This is a genomic window from Methanoculleus caldifontis (genome assembly GCF_032842345.1).
Classification (GTDB): domain Archaea; phylum Halobacteriota; class Methanomicrobia; order Methanomicrobiales; family Methanoculleaceae; genus Methanoculleus; species Methanoculleus caldifontis.
On the sequence record NZ_WBKO01000001.1, the window covers coordinates 95,056 to 110,615 of the forward strand.

Consider the following 15,560-nt stretch of genomic DNA (forward strand, 5'->3'; position numbering starts at 1 on the left):
TAAGTAGGTAACATGGGCGTCGCAATTCGGGATATCCTCTCCGACTGCAAGGAACCGGTGGCGTGGGAAGACCTCGCCGGTATCGCCGCAGTGGACGCTCACAACGCGCTCTATCAGTTCCTCTCCATCATCCGGCAGCCCGACGGCACCCCGTTGATGAACGGTGCGGGCCGCGTCACCTCGCACCTCTCCGGCATCCTCTTCCGGACGGTCAACTTCCTGGAGAAGGGAATCCGGCCGGTCTACGTCTTCGACGGCAGACCGCCGGAGTTCAAGCAGGGGACGATCGAGGAGCGGCGGCTCGTCCGCGCGAGGGCCGACGAGGCGTGGAAGGCGGCGATCCAGGAGGGCGATACGGAGGAGGCCTATCGGCAGGCGAGCGCATCCACCCGTATCGACAGCCATATCATCGAGTCGTCCCACGAACTCCTCGACCTCCTCGGGATCCCCCGGGTCCAGGCGCCGAGCGAAGGCGAGGCCCAGGCGGCCCACATGGTCCGGAAGGGGATGGCGACCTACGCGGTCTCGCAGGACTACGACTCGCTCCTCTTCGGCTCCCCGGTCCTGGTGCGGAACCTCACGGTCAGCGGCAGGCGGAAGTCACGGGGACGGACGATCACGGTGAACCCCGAGCGGATCGTCCTCTCCTCGCTCTCCGACCGCCTCGGCGTGACGCGGGAGCAATTGGTCGAGATCGGGATCCTGGTGGGGACGGACTTCAACCAGGGCGTCCGGGGCGTCGGCGGCAAGACGGCCTTGAAGATCGTGAAGAAGGGGGAGTTCGCGTCCACGATCGCGGAGAAGATGCCCGACTTCGATCCCGCGCCCGTCCGGGAGTTCTTCCTCGCCCCGCCCGTCACCGACGACTACGCCCTCGACTGGAGGCCGCCGGATGTCGAAGGCGTCGTCGCGATGCTCTGCGACCGCTACGACTTCTCCGAGGACCGGGTCAGGAGTTCCCTCTCGCGGGTCTCGGTGAAGGCGACGCAGAAGACGCTCGACGCCTGGTTCTGATCCGGCGATACGGTCGCGGAAGGCGCCGGGCGCCCCGGAACAACCCGTTTTTCATCCCGGTGCCTGCTCCGGCGGGCGACACAAGAGATATATGCGAGAACGACCCAGTACGCCGATCGACGAATCTCTATAGGAGTTTCGAAGGCAAGACGGAGCGTGCAGGGACCGACACCGAACCAGCGTACTTCCGTTCAAGCGTTCTCGACCACCGTTCACCGCTCTTCTCCCGATCGGACCCCTCTCCCTCGACCTCGCACTCGCACCTCTGTCCTCAGAGCAGCGCTGCCAAACCCGGTGATCCCCCGGGACCGCCGCAAGAGCACCAGGTGATCCAGATGAGAGAACTCTACGAGAAGATGATTAACGAGGCCATGGCCGCCCAGCGGGCGGACGTGAACACGGTCAGGGCGAAGCGCGGCGAGGAGTATGTCCTCACCGACACAAAACCCTACGTAGATGAAGTCAGGAAGATGACGGCGATCGGCGACCAGAGCCGGGCGGTCATCGACCTCCACAAGAACTCGGTGATCTCGCACTACGAGACCCTCACCGGCCTTGCGAAGACCGTCCGGCCCGAGGACGACCCGTTCGTCGAGCACTACCAGACCCCGGTGGTGCTCGAGATATTAAAGGAGCAGGACGAAGCGTTCGCAAAGAGCGTCGACGCCTTCATCCAGGCGGTCGCCGATGCGGAGGCCCGGATCGGGCTTGAGGCGGTGCGGCGCTACGGCGGGTTCTACGGCCCCACCTGCGTCGTCGACTTCGCGCTGATCCCGGGAAGCACGAGCAACGTCGTGAACCGGGTCCTGAAGCAGACCGAGATCCCCATCGAGCACAAGCGGGCGATCCTCGCCGCCAAGTCCTGGGCGATGAACACCTCCTACGGATTCGGAGACACCTTCGCCCACGCTCTCGAGGCCGGGGCCACCCCCGCCGAGGCGACGGCAAAAGAGATCGCGATGATGCAGAAGATCTACCGCGAACCGGTCGAGGCCCAGGCGGAGCTGATGGAGGCCGCCGGGATGACCTCGTTTGACCCGCGGAAGTACATGAGCGGGTACCGGCGGCGGATGGAATCGACCGTCAGGGCTGCGATCGATGACGGCGTCCATTACGGCAACATCCTGACGATCCCGGCCTACAGTGTCGGCGACATCTCGCACCACATCGCGCAGTCGACCTTCAACATGTGCAAGGACGACGTCGTGATGGCGGTTATCGAGGCGGTCACGGAGGTGATGGACTCCACGCTCCGGGGAGCGCTCGACTCGTACAAGAGTTACTGGGACGTCCTGACGCTTGCCACCGGCGCATCGGCCGCCGCAACCGAGTATATCCTCGAACTGGATGCCTTCAGCGCCCCGATGGTCGTCGACCTCCTCACGAAGAGGTTCCACAACTTCGTCCAGGCCTACCCTGCACGGGGAGCCGCGGCGGAGCTCCACAACTGCGACTTCATGGACATGATCTACCGCGGGTGGAAACTCCTCGACAAGGCCCGGAAGAACCGGAACGGGTCCGACGAGTCCCTGACCCCCATGATCGGGAAGCACCCCGTCGACCTTGCACCCATCCACGAGAACAAGGTGCTGATGAATCCGCAGTGGTACGCCTACCCGGCCTGCGCGATAACCGTCCGGTTCTCGGCCCTGATGCGGCTTGCCGATTACCCGTGCCTCCTGACGAGCGAACCGGTGACGGCGACGATGATGACGAACATCATCGCCCTCGATAAGGCCACGGCGGCCGCCCCGGCACGGGCCTGCAAGAACTGCGCCACGACGAGCCTGGTCGATCAGCGGCAACGCTACTGCCAGTGGAAAGAGGCGGTCTAGAGGGTGTTGCCGTGAAGTGCTACATCTGTGCCCTTGAGGGCGGAGAGAGCGAGGCGGTGGCGATCTGCATCGTCTGCGGGATGGGGCTCTGCATGGAGCACGCCATCCGGAAGGACGTCGACGTCTGGGAGGGCGGCTACCCGCTCCCCAGCAAGCGCGTGAAGGCGCCGTTGCCTCGCATTCTCTGCCCGGAGTGCTATGCTGCGCTGTATGGGAAGTGAGGAGCGCTCGCAGGCCTTCGCGCAACATCAACCCGTAATGATCGGTATCACATATCCGGTGAAAGAATGACAATATCCCTTGGAAAACGATTCGTCGCCGAAGCCGTCGGGACGTTCATCCTGGTCTTCTTCGGGGCCGGGGCCGCGGTCGTCACGCTGATGCTCGCGGCAGGGACCACCCCGTCGACTCCCTTCAACATCGGGATCGGGGCGCTCGGAGGCCTCGGCGACTGGCTCGCCATAGGGCTCGCCTTCGGTATCGCCGTCGCCGGGTCCATCTACGCGCTCGGAAGGATCTCGGGTTGCCACATCAACCCGGCGGTGACGATAGCCCTCTTTGCAACCCGCCGGTTCCCGGCCCGCGAGGTGGTCCCGTACATCGTCGCGCAGTTCGTCGGCGCCGCGGCCGCGAGCCTTCTCTTCGCCTGGACCGTCGGCCCGGACGCCGTCGCCGTCGGAGGACTCGGGGCGACGGCGCCCTTCCCCGGCATCGGCTACCTGCAGGCGATCGTCATCGAGGCCGTCGGGACGTTCATCCTGATGCTCGTCATCATGGGCGCCGCCGTCGACGAACGCTCGCCGCCGGGGTTCGCCGGCCTCGCGGTGGGCCTCATCGTCGCGGGCGTCATCACGACGACCGGGAACCTGACCGGTGCGTCGTTGAACCCCGCCCGCACGTTCGGGCCCTATCTCGGCGACTGGCTCCTTGCGGGACCGAACCTCTGGGAGTTCTTCCCCATCTACATCATCGGCCCGATCGTCGGTGCGGTGCTCGCCGCATACCTCTACGATTACCTCTCCGACGTCTGATACACCCCCACCCATCTTTTGGCGCTTGCTTTCCGGGCGGGAGGAGTAAGAGGCGATCCGCCGCGGCATCGAACACTCAGGACCCGGTACTTCGCGAAAATGTTTGAAGCAGTTCACTCGGGGATCAGGTCATTGACTTCCCTTCGCAACTCGCACCTGACGGTGCTCATGCTCCTGCCCTGCAGGCAGTCGCACTTCGCGTTCTTCGCGGCTTCGCGTGAGATTTCAGTACAGGGGGGCACTAAAGCCTCACGCGAAGCCGCGAAGGCGCGAAGAACAACTTTCCCGAAGGGAACGGAATTCGAGCACAGAGGTGCGAGTTGCGAAAGCAGTGAGCGTGAACATCGGAGATGCAAATCCAGTGCCCGGATACTGCTAACCCTGTTTTAAATCACCACCCGAGGCTGCATCGCTCGATCTCGGATGTCACAGCGAAATACTGAGACCCGGCGAGACGGCCAGGATCTACCGGAAAAAGCCGAGGATGCGCCTGTGTCGAATGGAGTCGTAGACTGCTTGCGGCGGGTGCAGGAGCGGACCGGGGTTGCCGCGTGTTTTGCCCCGGATGCCCGCGAAAGAGACGGGCACCCGGAAGCTCCTGGCGTGGAGAGAGCAGAGGGACGCTGATCCTCCTGCCCGGACCGAGATCCGGAGTCCGCGCGTGTCCGGTGCAGGCGAGTGCCTGCACCATGACCTTCACATTTACCCTCGGAACTCCATTCCCGGCTGAACCATTTATATATTTCGGCCGACCGGACCTCGATCACCCGAACCGCTTCGGATCGGTCTCGATATCGACGACGACCGGCCGGTCCATCCGGAGTGCGCGGAGGACGGCGTCAGGGAGCTCTTCCGGCCTCGCGACCCGGATCCCGGCGCCGCCGCAGGCCTCCGCATACGCGGCGAAGTCGGGGTTCGCGAGCTCGGTGCCGTAGGGCGGGTAGTCCGCCTCCCGCTGCTCCTCGCGGATCATCGCGAGTTCGTGGTTGTTGAAGACCAGGACCGTGAGGGGGAGACCGTATTTTACCGCCGTGACGAAGTCGGCCATGACCATCGAAAACCCCCCGTCCCCGGTGATGCAGACGACCGTCTTCTCCGGGTAGGCGAGTTTCGCCGCGATCGCCCCCGGAAGCCCAAAGCCCATCGTGCCGAGGTACCCCGACATCGCGAACCGCTGCCGCTTCATCAGGAAGTTCCGCCCGAACCACCACTGGTTCTCCCCGACGTCGAGGGAGATGAGGGCGTCCTCCGGCAGGGTCTCGGAGAGGACCTTCATGATGTAGGGGGGGCGGAGCGGCACGGCCGCCGGGTCGGCCTCCCGGTCGAGCCGCTCGAACCACTCCCGCTTCTGTTCGGCAAGCCACGCCCGGGTCCCGGTCTCCTCCCGCGGCCGGACCCGCTCGACGATCAGGGGGAGGGCGGTGGCGCAGTCGCCCCAGACCCCCGCGGCGAGGGGGTGTTTCCCGAGCTGGAGCGGGTCGATATCGATCTGGACGGCCGGTTTCTCGCCGGGGATCCCGGTGAGGTCGGAGAAACTCGCCCCGCAGGCGATCACGAGGTCCGACGCCGCGACGAGCGAGCGGGCATGCGGCGTGCCGAGCGGCCCGTGGACCCCCGCGACCCATGCGTGATCGTCGGGGAGGATGCCCTTCGCCCGGAAGGTGGTGACGATCGGGGCCCGGACGGCCTCTGCAAGGTCGGCGACCGCTCCCGCCGCGTGCATGGCCCCGAACCCCGCGAGGATGACCGGGCGGGCAGCAGCGTCGATCGCCTCAACAGCGGCCCGGACCGCCTCCTCGGTCGGGGCGACCCGGACCTCGGCAAGGCAGGTCTCGCGGGCGCAGTAGTCCGGGTCGAGAGGCTCGCGCTGGACGTCGTTCGGGAGCGAGAGCTGGGCGACGCCGCGGCCGATGACCGCATAGCGCAACGCCCGCGTGAGGAGTTTGACCGCCGTCGTCCGGTCAGCGACGGTGTTGTTGAAGACCGCGATGGGCCGGAAGAAGGCATCCTGGTCGATCTCCTGGATGCCGCCCGGCCCGGCGTACTGGGTCTTCACCTGGCCGTTCAAGGAGAGGACGCTCGCGTGGTCCTCTTTTGCGTCATAAAGACCGGTCGCGAGGTTCGTCGCCCCCGGCCCCGCGATGGTCAGGCAGACCGCGATCCTGCCGGTGAACTTGTTGTAGGCGGATGCGGCGAGGGCCGCGGTCTGCTCGTGCCGGACGACGATGTAGCGGGCGTTCTCGTTCTTCCTGACGGCCTCGACGAGCGGGAGCGACGAGGCTCCGGGGATGCCGAAGTAGAGGTCGATCCCCCAGGCCGCCAGTTCCGCGACCAGCACGTCGGCGACCGTCGTCGCTGCCCCTTCAGAGGACGTCATCCTCGTTCACCTCCGTCTCGCCCGCTCCATTGACCCGGACGAACGCCTCCTTCCCGACCCGGCAGCCGGGGCACCGCCAGTCGCCGGGGAGGTCTTCAAACCGCGTTCCCGGAGGTATGCCGGCAGCGGGGTCGCCGGCCTCCTCGTTGTACTCGTAATCACAGACGCTGCAGACCCATCTTCCCATACCGTTCACGTCCCGGATGACTGCCGTACCCCCTCTCCACGTATAAAAATGACTCGCCCCCCGGGGGAAGGGGGCCGGGAGGACGGGTTCAGGAGGGGCCGGGTTCCCTTGCCGGCGGCGGGCGGGGCTTCTCGTCGCCGGCCGCCGTTCCCCGGCCGCCCCCGTCCTCCTCCATCGTCTTCTTCGCGAGCGCCGAGAGGCCGAGGGTGGTCCCCAGGTTCATCGTGTCGAGGACCGAGGCCGGGACGAGGACGAGCGTCGCCTTCTCCTTGAGGCCCTCATACAGCATGTTCATCGCCCGGAGGTGGAGGGCGGTCGGGTTGTCCTGGTAGGTCCGCGCCGCCTCCTCGAACTTCTTTGCGACCTGGAGCTCGGAGTCGCCAAGGATCACCCGCGCCTGCCGCTCCCGCTCCGCCTGGGCCTGCATGGACATCGCATCCTGGAGCTCGCGGGGGATCAGGATGTCCCGGATCTCAACAGAACTGACGTGGATCCCCCACTGCTCGGTCCGGACGTCGATGATCCGCTGCAACTCGGCATCGAGCCTCTCGCGACCCTCGAGCATGTTCGCGAGGTCGGACTTCCCGATCACCTCCCGGAGCGCCGTCTGCGCCGCCCAGCTGATTGCGGAGCGGTAGTCCTCGACCTCCAGCGCCGCCTTCTCCGGGTCTCTCACGCGCCAGAAGAGGACCGCCTCGACGTCGACCGGGACCGTGTCGCGGGTCAGGGTCTTCTCTGCCCGGAAAGATGTCGTGATGGTGCGGAGATCGATCCAGTAGGCTATCGTATCGACGAGCGGCACGAGGACAAAGATGCCCGGACCCCGGAGGCCCGTGAACCTGCCCAGGCGCAGGACGACCGCTTTCTCCCACTGGTCGGCGATCTGGGTCGCGGCGGCGGCGAAGATCCCTGCGAGGATTACGGCGGCGGCGGCCCAGAGGAAGAGGGAGAGGCCGGGAGTCGTGAGGGCGAGATAGGCGACCGCAACTCCCACGAGCGCGATCAGGAAGGCAATCGCATAGCGAAGCGGGTTCTGCCTGCTCATACGTTTTTCCCTGCGGGGTGCTGTACGCGCAAAGTATATAATAATAGTTTTATAGCACAACGCGAATCAGTCCCTTCAGCAGGAGCGGCCATGAAGATCAGCGAGACCCACCCCTTCGACCTGACGCCGGGCGAGGCCGTCCGCCTCCAGGAGGTGCTCCGGGACCGGGTCCGCCTCGCGGGCGATGTCGGTGAGGTCTCCCTGGTGGCCGGCGCCGACGCCTCGTATGCAAGGGGGTCGGACGAGATTCACGCGGTCGTCGTCGTCCTCCGCTACCCCGATCTTGCCGTCGTCGAGCGGGTCGCGGCCTCCGCCGGGACGCAGTTCCCCTACATCCCCGGCCTCCTCTCCTTCCGCGAAGGGCCCGCCCTCGTCGAGGCGTGCCGGCGGCTCCGGTCCGAACCGGACGTCGTCTTCTTCGACGGCCAGGGGATCGCCCACCCAAGGGGGCTCGGGATCGCGAGCCACATGGGCGTCCTCCTCGACCGGCCGACGGTCGGGGTCGCAAAGAGCCTCCTCACCGGGACGGCGGCCGAGCCCGAAGCCGGCAGGGGATCAACCGCCCCCATCCTCCGCGACACAGAGACGATCGGGATGGCGGTCCGGACGAAGGAGAGGACGAAGCCCGTCTACGTCTCGGTGGGACATCGGATCGCGCTCGCGCAGGCGGTCGGCCTCGTCCTCGCGACGACGCGGGGCTACCGGCTCCCTGAGCCGACCAGGCAGGCACACCTCTTTGCCAATGAGGTCCGGAGGGGGGCGGGCGGCGGGGGGAGACAGGCCACCCTCTTTTCCGGCGGCGGATAGGGCGAAACCGTTATCTGCGTTCCGGCAGGATAGAGGCATCAGGGCCCGCCCGGGCCCGCGGAGCGTGAAGTATGTCAGACATCGGTGTCTATCGCAGAACTGAACCGGGGGAGGCGGGAGAGTATGGCCGCGCGTGAGATCGTGCCGGGCGTCTTTGCCGTCGGCGCCATCGACTGGGACCGCCGGCTCTTCGACGAGTTGATCCCGCTTCCCGACGGGACGACCTACAACAGTTACCTCATCCGGGGCAGCGAGAAGACGGCGCTGATCGACACGGTCGACCCGGCAAAGGTCGGGGACCTGATAGCGAACCTCGACAGCCTCGGCGTTAAGAAGATCGACTACGTCGTCTCCAGCCACGCCGAGCAGGACCACTCCGGGTCGATACCGGCGGTCCTCGACCGGTATGACGCGAAACTCGTGACGAACGCCAAATGCCGCGACATGCTGGTCGACCTCCTCCGGATCGACCCGGACCGGGTCGTCACGATCGGCGACGGCGATACGCTCCCTCTCGGCGACAAAACGCTCGAGTTCATCATCGCCCCCTGGGTCCACTGGCCGGAGACGATGCTCTCCTACCTCCCGGAGGACCGGATCCTCTTCCCGTGCGACCTCTTCGGTTCGCACTACGCGACGAGCTCCCTCTACGTCCCCGACGAGGGCACGGTCTACGAGTCGGCGAAACGCTACTACGCCGAGATCATGATGCCTTTCAGGTCGAGCATCAGGGCGCACCTCGAGAAACTCGCGACCCGCCGGATCGACCTGATCGCGCCGAGCCACGGCCCGATCTACGATAAGCCGGCGTTCATCATGGACGCTTACCGCGACTGGACGAGCGACGCGGTCAAGAACACGGTGGTCCTCCCATACGTCTCCATGCACGGGAGCACGCAGGCGATGGTCGACCACTTCGTCGACGCCCTGATGCAGCGCGGCGTCGAGGTGGAGCCGTTCAACCTGCCCCGGACCGATATCGGCGAACTCGCCAAATCCCTCGTGGACGCGGCGACGATCGTGATCGCGACGCCGACGGTCATCTTCGGCCCCCACCCGCAGGCGGTCTACGCGGCGTACCTCACAAACCTCCTCCGCCCCAAGACCCGCTACGTGACGGTGATCGGGTCCTACGGCTGGGGCGGCAAGACCGTCGACACCCTGAAGGAGATGCTCGGCCGGCTCAAGGTCGAGGTCCTCGACCCGGTCTACGTCAGGGGCCTCCCGAAGGAGGAGGACTTCGCGGCGCTGGACCGTCTCGCCGACGAGATCGCGAAGAGGCACCGCGAGGCGGGGATCGGCGCACCGTAGGCGGCCCGCCCCGTGCGGGGTGGGACCGAAACGTTAACACGGGAGACGCCGACTACTTCCCGAGCTGACCCATGCCCCAATCGGACTTCAAGAGAGTCATTGCCGAGTCGTCCTACGTCTTCGTCATCGGCGTCGCGGGAGACAGCGGGAGCGGGAAGACCACCTTCACCCGGGCCATCCGCGAGATCTTCGGCGAGGACCTCGTCTCCACGTTCAGCATCGACGATTACCACCGCTACGACCGCCGGGAGCGCAAAGCTCTCGGGATCACCCCGCTCGTCCCCGAGGCGAACCGGTTCGATCTCCTGGAAGAGCACCTCGCGGCACTCAAGGCGGGAGAGACGATAGAAAAACCGGTCTACAACCACGACACCGGGGTCTTCGACCCCCCGGTGACGTTCCGACCGACGAAGATCCTGATCATCGAGGGGCTCCACCCGTTCATCACCGGGACCCTCCGGAGCCTGATCGACTTCAAGCTCTACGTGGACCCGGACCCCGACGTCAAACGGGCCTGGAAGATCAAGCGCGACGTGGAGCAGCGGGGCTACTCCCGCGACGCCGTCCTCCGGGAGATGGAGGAGCGCAAACCGGACTTCGAGCGGTACGTCGCGCCCCAGTGCGCGTTTGCGGATGCGGTCATCAGGATCGCCTTCTCGAAGTACGGGAGGGAGGCGAGCGAGCGGCGCAACGTCTACCATGTCACCCTCTGCCAGAGCAAACTCGACCGGAGCATCAGGGACGTCGACCTCTCGATCGACCTCTTCCCCCTCCTCTCGCTCTCGCAACGGGACTTCATGGTCGAGTTCACCACCGAGGAGGTCGGGGGGAGAACGATGGGGGCGCTCGCGTTCGACGGGGAGTTGAACGACGCCGTCGTCAGGAAACTGGAGAGGAACATCGAGATTCAGACACTGGTGCGGCCCATCGACCTCGTCGAGAGCGGCGCCTACCTGACGGCCGGCGACATGGCCCAGCTCATCCTCGCCTGGCGGATCATCAACCGGCGTATCTTCATCGAGAGCGCCCCGCCGGGAGCTGCCGGCGACCCGGCGACGCTCTCCGGAGACGGCGGGTGCGGATGCGGGCGCCGGTGAATGGAGGCGCTCTCCACCGCCCGGAGGGCGTTTCACCGCCGGGCGAAAGTAGATAAGAGCGCCCGGAGAACGTGTATCGATGGATAGGGTCGAGCAGTTCTCGATCGTCGCGCCCGACATCGGCGAGATTCTCAGGTACATGAGCGTCGCCACGGCGGTGCCGCTCGTCGTCGCGGCGATCTACGGGGAGTGGGAGATGTTCCCCCCCATGGCCTCCGTCCCGATCGTTCTCTTCCTGCTCGGGACGCTTCTCGCCCGGATCCCCCGGCGGGAGCGCGAGCCGCCCCTCTCCGCCGCCCTCATGGCCGTCGCCCTGATCTGGCTGATCATCGCGCTGGTGAGCGCCCTCCCCTTCACCCTCGGCCTCGGCGTCTCCTACCTCGACGCCGTCTTCGAGGCGATGTCGGGGTGGACCGATACGGGCCTGACCATGATGCGCTCGGTCGAAGACCTGCCCCGGACCCTCCTCTTCTGGCGGTCGCTGATGCAGTGGCTCGGCGGGATCGGGATCGTCGCCTTCACCGTCGCGCTGGCTTCAAGGACCGGGCTGACCCAGTTCCGCCTCTACCGGTCGGAGGGGCGCTCGGAGGCCCTGATGCCGAGCGTCGTCGCGACGGGTATGGAGATGTGGAAGATCTACCTGGTCCTGACCGGAGCATCGGTCGCCCTCATCCTCTTCTCCGGGGTACCCGTCTGGGACGCGGTGAACATCGCTCTCGCCGGGATCGCCACCGGGGGATTCTCCGTCCACTCGGAGGGGATCCCATACTACAACAACCCGCTCCTCGAGATCCTCATCGTCCCGGTCATGATTGCCGGCGCTCTGCCGTTCAAACTCTATTACCTCCTCTACCGCCAGAAGGGCGTCCGGTTCTTCGAAGACCAGCAGGCCCGCCTCCTCTTCATGCTCATCGCGCTCGGCATCTTCGTGATTGCCTGGGACCTCGTCACGCTCACCGCGACGGATATCCCCACCGCCGTCCGCCAGGCGCTCTTCATGTCGGCCGCGGCGGTCACGAGCACGGGCTATCAGGTCGCCTCCCCTAACGAGTGGGCGAGCGTGACGGTCCTCTTCCTCTCGATGCTGATGGTGATCGGCGGGGCGGCGGGGAGCACCGCCGGAGGTATCAAACTCTCGCGCGTCGTGCTCGGGTTCCAGAGCCTGGTCTGGTGGTTCCGGCGGATGTTCGTCTCGGGCAAGGTCCTCGTGCCGTTCAAATACGACGGCAGGGTGATCCCGAAGAACATCGCCGACCTCGAGGTCTCGCGGAACATGCTGACCATCATGCTCTACTTCCTCACCATCTTCGTCGCGACGATACTGGTGATGCACCTCCAGCCCACGGCCTTCGACTCGAGCAACGTCATCTTCGAGGTCGTCTCCGCGATGTGCAACAACGGCATCTCCACGGGGTTCGTCTCGCCGGATATGACCGACTCGGCGAAGATCCTCTTCATCATCCTGATGTGGGTGGGGCGTCTTGAGATCATCCCGGTGATCATGCTCGTCATGGGCGTCTTCAAACGGTTCGACTGAACCTGCCCGGGTAAAAAAAGGAAGGGGAGGCGATCACGCCTGCCCGATATACAGACCGTCGATCGATGCGTAGTCCCCGCCGTTCTTGACGAGCAGGTCCATGTAGGCGTAGATGCCCGGGGCGTCCTCCTCGAGGAGCGCCGGGGAGGTGTGGTAGAGCATGAAGGCCTCGGCAAAGACGGCCGCCTGCCTCTCCTCGCCGGGCGGGGGGGTGATGCGGGTCAGGTAGGTCCCGGCGTCCGCTTCGAGGTCAGGGAGGACCGTGCTCTTGTCAAAGCCCATGGTGTGGTAGACCCGGTAGCCGACCTGCTGGACGAAGACGTCGTCGGCCCGCTCGGGCTGCCTGTCCGAGCGGATATAGATGGCGTTCTCATCGGGGGCGTAGAGGCCGCTCACGCCGCTCGCGTTATCGGACGCATCCTGCTGCCGGAACTTCTCGTTCCTGCTGTCGATGTAGACGGTGAGGTTCTCCATGTACTCATCCCGGATCTTGGTGCTCTGCTGCAGTACCAGAGCCTCTGCGAGTGCCGCCTCGGTCCCGCTCCCATCCCTGTTCTCCAGACGGAAACCGGCGACCGGGCTCACCGAGAAGATCGAACAGACGACGATCAGGAGGATGATCGCCGCAACCAGCCGTGCTCGAAATCTTGGGTCCATCGTTTTCCCTCTGCGTAAACAAGAGTTTCAAACAGCGATTAATATACTTTTTGGAAATTAAAAATCGCACATTAACAACTTAAAAACCAAAAAGACATTTTTTCTCGCACAGTAAGTAGAAAATGGCACAAAAATAAGCATTGTGAATCACAGCAAACAATATATACACGAACCCCACAAAATCCACCCGACACCTAATTACCCATGCAAGCGCATACTAGGAATGATGAAACAGATCGCCCTCTACGGGAAGGGTGGAATCGGGAAATCCACTACGTCAGCAAACCTCTCGGCGGCACTCGCAGGGGAAGGGCTCGATATCCTGCAGATCGGCTGCGACCCCAAGCACGACAGCACCCGCATGCTGGTGCACGGGACCTGGATCCCGACGGTGCTCGACCTCATCAGGGAGCGCGGCGACGCGAAGATCACCGTCGACGACGTCGTCCACACCGGTTTCAGGGGAGTGCGCTGCGTGGAGGCCGGCGGACCGGAGCCGGGGATCGGGTGCGCCGGGAGAGGGATCATCGCGACCTTCCAGCTCCTGGAGCGCCTGGAGGCGCTCACGGGCGACGTGATCGTATACGACGTCCTCGGCGACGTCGTCTGCGGCGGGTTCGCGATGCCGATGCGGGAGGGGTACGCGCAGGAGGTCTATCTCGTCACCTCCGGCGAACTGATGTCGATCTACGCGGCAAACAACATCGCGAAGGCCATCACCCGCCTCTCCCGCCGGGTCCGGAGCAGGTGCACGCTCGGCGGCGTCATCTGCAACGCAAAGAACATCGAGGGCGAGCGGGACCTGGTGGAGGAGTTCGCCCGCCGGATCAACTCCCGAATGATCGCCTACGTCCCCCGCGACCGCGTGGTCCAGATCGCGGAACTCCAGAAGCAGACGGTCGTGGAGTACGCCCCCGACTCGGCCCAGGCGGCGGTCTACCAGGACCTCGCCCGGACGATCTACGCGAACGAGACGACGAGCACCCCGACCCCCCTCGAGATGGATGAACTCGAATCCTTCGCCCTCGAATTCGTCCAGGTTTGAGGGGTGCACCCTGACCGGGGCGCTCTCGGTCCTGACGCAGGTACGGGACGCGGTCTGCATCGTCCACGGCCCGTCGGGATGCACCCACCACAACTTCTCCCTCCTCCACGCCACCATCCTCGCGAACGACTGCGTGGAGGTTCCCCGCCTCCTCTCCACCCGGCTCACCGAGAACGATATCATCTTCGGCGGCGAGGAGGCTCTCGAGAAGACGATAGCCCGGGCGCTCGTCTCCTCGCCGCCGCCCGCCTCGATCTTCGTCCTCTCGACCTGCATCGTCGAGACGATCGGGGACGACACGGCGGCGGTCTGCGCAAGGCCCTGGGGCGTCCCGGTGATCGCGGTCCCGACGGCGGGGTTCCTCGGCGGGGTCTTCGAGACCGGGATCAGGAACGCCCTCTCCTCGGTCGCCTCGCTCGCGAGCCCTGCGGCGGAGGTGACACTCGCGGCAAACCTCGTCGGCGAGAAGAACCTGGAGTACGGGGTCGACGAGAACGCGGCGGAGATCGCCCGCCTCCTCTCGCGGCTCGGGATCGGGATCAACCTCCGGTTCGTGCGGGGGATCGCGACGGAGGACGCCGGCCGGCTCGGCGCCGCCGCGGTGAACATCCTCCGCGAGCCCTCGCTCCGGCCGGTCGGCGAGGACCTCCTCCGGAGGTTCAAGACGCCCTACGTGGACTCGTTCCCGGCCGGCCTCACGGGGACGTGCCGGTTTCTCGAGGAGGTCGGCCGGATCTGCGGCGTCGACGCCTCGGAAGCGGTCGAGGAGGAGCGGGCTTATCAGGCGGAGATGCTCTCGCGGTTCTCCGACCTTTCGGGGAGCCGGGTCTGCTTCCGCTCCCCCCACCCGATGCTCGATCCGGACCCGGCGGCGGAGGGGATCTCGACCGAGTGCGCCGAAGCCCTCGGTCTTACCGTCGACCCGGAGGGAACGGCCATTCCCCTGCCGTATCCTGCGCCCGTGGGGACCGCCGGGCTGCGGCGGATGCTGAACCGGTGGCGGGTGCTGGTGAGGGGGAAGGGGCGGGGGTGAGGGGGCGGCTCCCCCGCCCGACTCCGCACAGTGCCATTTAAATACCCGGTGCGAGAGAGAGACCCCCGGAGAGAGTGTCATCGATGTTCAAACGCATCCTGTTCCCAACGGACTTTTCCGAACCCTCCATGAAGGTGCTCGACTACATCCCCGTGTTGCGGGAGGCGGGAGCCCGGGAGGTGGTCCTCGTCCACGTCATCGACGAGAAGGACGTCACCATGATCGCCTCCGGCGGGCAGGGGTTCCTCGGAACCATACCGGACCGCGAGACCGAGGCCCAGCGCGAGCTCCGTGAGGAGATCCAGCACAGGGTCATCGACACCCGCCGGGCGCTCGAGAAGCAGGGCATGGCAGTGACCGTCAGAACGCCCGTGGGGAGCCCCGGAAAAGAGGTCGTCGCTGCCGCGGACGAGGAGGGGGCCTCGCTCGTCGTCCTCGGCTCCCACGGCCGGTCCAACCTCCGCGACCGGTTGCTCGGGACGGTCTCGGAGTACGTGATCAAGAACGCCCGCCAGCCGGTCCTGGTCATCAAGCGGGACATGATTCGGGGGCAGTAGTCCTCCCCCCTTTTTCCCAAAAAAGTG

General features: G+C 65.7%; 15 protein-coding genes. 11 read left to right on the top strand and 4 right to left on the bottom strand.

Going from position 1 to position 15,560, the window contains the following annotated elements:
• Positions 1 to 12: 12 nt before the first annotated feature.
• From fen to F8E02_RS00485, 4 genes are all read left to right on the top strand, one after another.
• Positions 13 to 1,014, top strand: coding sequence for a flap endonuclease-1 (gene fen / locus F8E02_RS00470; protein WP_317063476.1), 1,002 nt, complete (start codon positions 13 to 15; stop codon positions 1,012 to 1,014).
• Positions 1,015 to 1,349: 335 nt separating this feature from the next.
• Positions 1,350 to 2,849 carry a DUF2193 domain-containing protein gene (locus F8E02_RS00475; RefSeq protein WP_317063477.1) on the top strand — a complete coding sequence of 500 codons (1,500 nt, stop codon included), beginning with the start codon at positions 1,350 to 1,352 and terminating at the stop codon, positions 2,847 to 2,849.
• Between the two features lie 11 nt (positions 2,850 to 2,860).
• Entirely contained in the window at positions 2,861 to 3,070 is a 210-nt protein-coding gene (locus tag F8E02_RS00480) for a DUF2180 family protein (RefSeq protein WP_317063478.1), read from the top strand.
• Between the two features lie 66 nt (positions 3,071 to 3,136).
• Complete coding sequence (locus F8E02_RS00485; RefSeq protein WP_317063479.1) at positions 3,137 to 3,880, top strand: MIP/aquaporin family protein; 744 nt, start codon at positions 3,137 to 3,139, stop codon at positions 3,878 to 3,880.
• Between the two features lie 763 nt (positions 3,881 to 4,643).
• Here the strand turns inward: F8E02_RS00485 and F8E02_RS00490 are convergent.
• The 3 genes from F8E02_RS00490 to F8E02_RS00500 form a co-directional block, all read right to left on the bottom strand.
• A complete protein-coding gene (locus tag F8E02_RS00490; protein WP_317063480.1) occupies positions 4,644 to 6,257 on the bottom strand; it encodes a thiamine pyrophosphate-binding protein in 1,614 nt (537 codons plus the stop codon).
• The gene (locus tag F8E02_RS00495; protein ID WP_317063481.1) at positions 6,244 to 6,444 is read right to left on the bottom strand and encodes a rubredoxin; all 201 of its coding nucleotides are present in this window, start codon (positions 6,442 to 6,444) and stop codon (positions 6,244 to 6,246) included. The genes F8E02_RS00490 and F8E02_RS00495 overlap by 14 nt, the downstream gene beginning before the upstream one ends.
• An 88-nt stretch (positions 6,445 to 6,532) precedes the next feature.
• Complete coding sequence (locus tag F8E02_RS00500) at positions 6,533 to 7,489, bottom strand: slipin family protein (RefSeq protein ID WP_317063482.1); 957 nt, start codon at positions 7,487 to 7,489, stop codon at positions 6,533 to 6,535.
• 90 nt (positions 7,490 to 7,579) lie between these two features.
• On the opposite strand from F8E02_RS00500, the gene nfi reads away from it, so the two are divergent.
• The 4 genes from nfi to F8E02_RS00520 all read left to right on the top strand — a co-directional run bounded on the left by nfi (position 7,580) and on the right by F8E02_RS00520 (position 12,241).
• A complete protein-coding gene (gene nfi / locus F8E02_RS00505) occupies positions 7,580 to 8,296 on the top strand; it encodes a deoxyribonuclease V (protein WP_317063483.1) in 717 nt (238 codons plus the stop codon).
• Between the two features lie 123 nt (positions 8,297 to 8,419).
• The gene (locus tag F8E02_RS00510; RefSeq protein ID WP_317063484.1) at positions 8,420 to 9,607 is read left to right on the top strand and encodes an FprA family A-type flavoprotein; all 1,188 of its coding nucleotides are present in this window, start codon (positions 8,420 to 8,422) and stop codon (positions 9,605 to 9,607) included.
• Positions 9,608 to 9,678: 71 nt separating this feature from the next.
• The gene (locus tag F8E02_RS00515) at positions 9,679 to 10,704 is read left to right on the top strand and encodes a phosphoribulokinase (protein ID WP_317063485.1); all 1,026 of its coding nucleotides are present in this window, start codon (positions 9,679 to 9,681) and stop codon (positions 10,702 to 10,704) included.
• A 79-nt stretch (positions 10,705 to 10,783) separates the two neighbouring features.
• Positions 10,784 to 12,241 carry a TrkH family potassium uptake protein gene (locus F8E02_RS00520; RefSeq protein ID WP_317063486.1) on the top strand — a complete coding sequence of 486 codons (1,458 nt, stop codon included), beginning with the start codon at positions 10,784 to 10,786 and terminating at the stop codon, positions 12,239 to 12,241.
• A 33-nt stretch (positions 12,242 to 12,274) separates the two neighbouring features.
• Here the strand turns inward: F8E02_RS00520 and F8E02_RS00525 are convergent, their stop codons facing one another.
• Entirely contained in the window at positions 12,275 to 12,898 is a 624-nt protein-coding gene (locus F8E02_RS00525; RefSeq protein ID WP_317063487.1) for a hypothetical protein, read from the bottom strand.
• A gap of 226 nt (positions 12,899 to 13,124) precedes the next feature.
• On the opposite strand from F8E02_RS00525, the gene cfbC reads away from it, so the two are divergent.
• The 3 genes from cfbC (at position 13,125) to F8E02_RS00540 (ending at position 15,533) form a co-directional block, all read left to right on the top strand.
• A complete protein-coding gene (gene cfbC, locus F8E02_RS00530) occupies positions 13,125 to 13,943 on the top strand; it encodes a Ni-sirohydrochlorin a,c-diamide reductive cyclase ATP-dependent reductase subunit (protein WP_317065130.1) in 819 nt (272 codons plus the stop codon).
• Positions 13,903 to 14,976 (top strand): nitrogenase component 1, encoded by a 1,074-nt coding sequence (locus tag F8E02_RS00535; protein WP_317063488.1) that lies wholly within the window; start codon positions 13,903 to 13,905, stop codon positions 14,974 to 14,976. Before cfbC ends, F8E02_RS00535 begins: the two co-directional genes overlap by 41 nt.
• A gap of 83 nt (positions 14,977 to 15,059) precedes the next feature.
• Positions 15,060 to 15,533 carry a universal stress protein gene (locus F8E02_RS00540; RefSeq protein WP_317063489.1) on the top strand — a complete coding sequence of 158 codons (474 nt, stop codon included), beginning with the start codon at positions 15,060 to 15,062 and terminating at the stop codon, positions 15,531 to 15,533.
• The last annotated feature ends 27 nt before the right edge of the window (positions 15,534 to 15,560 follow it).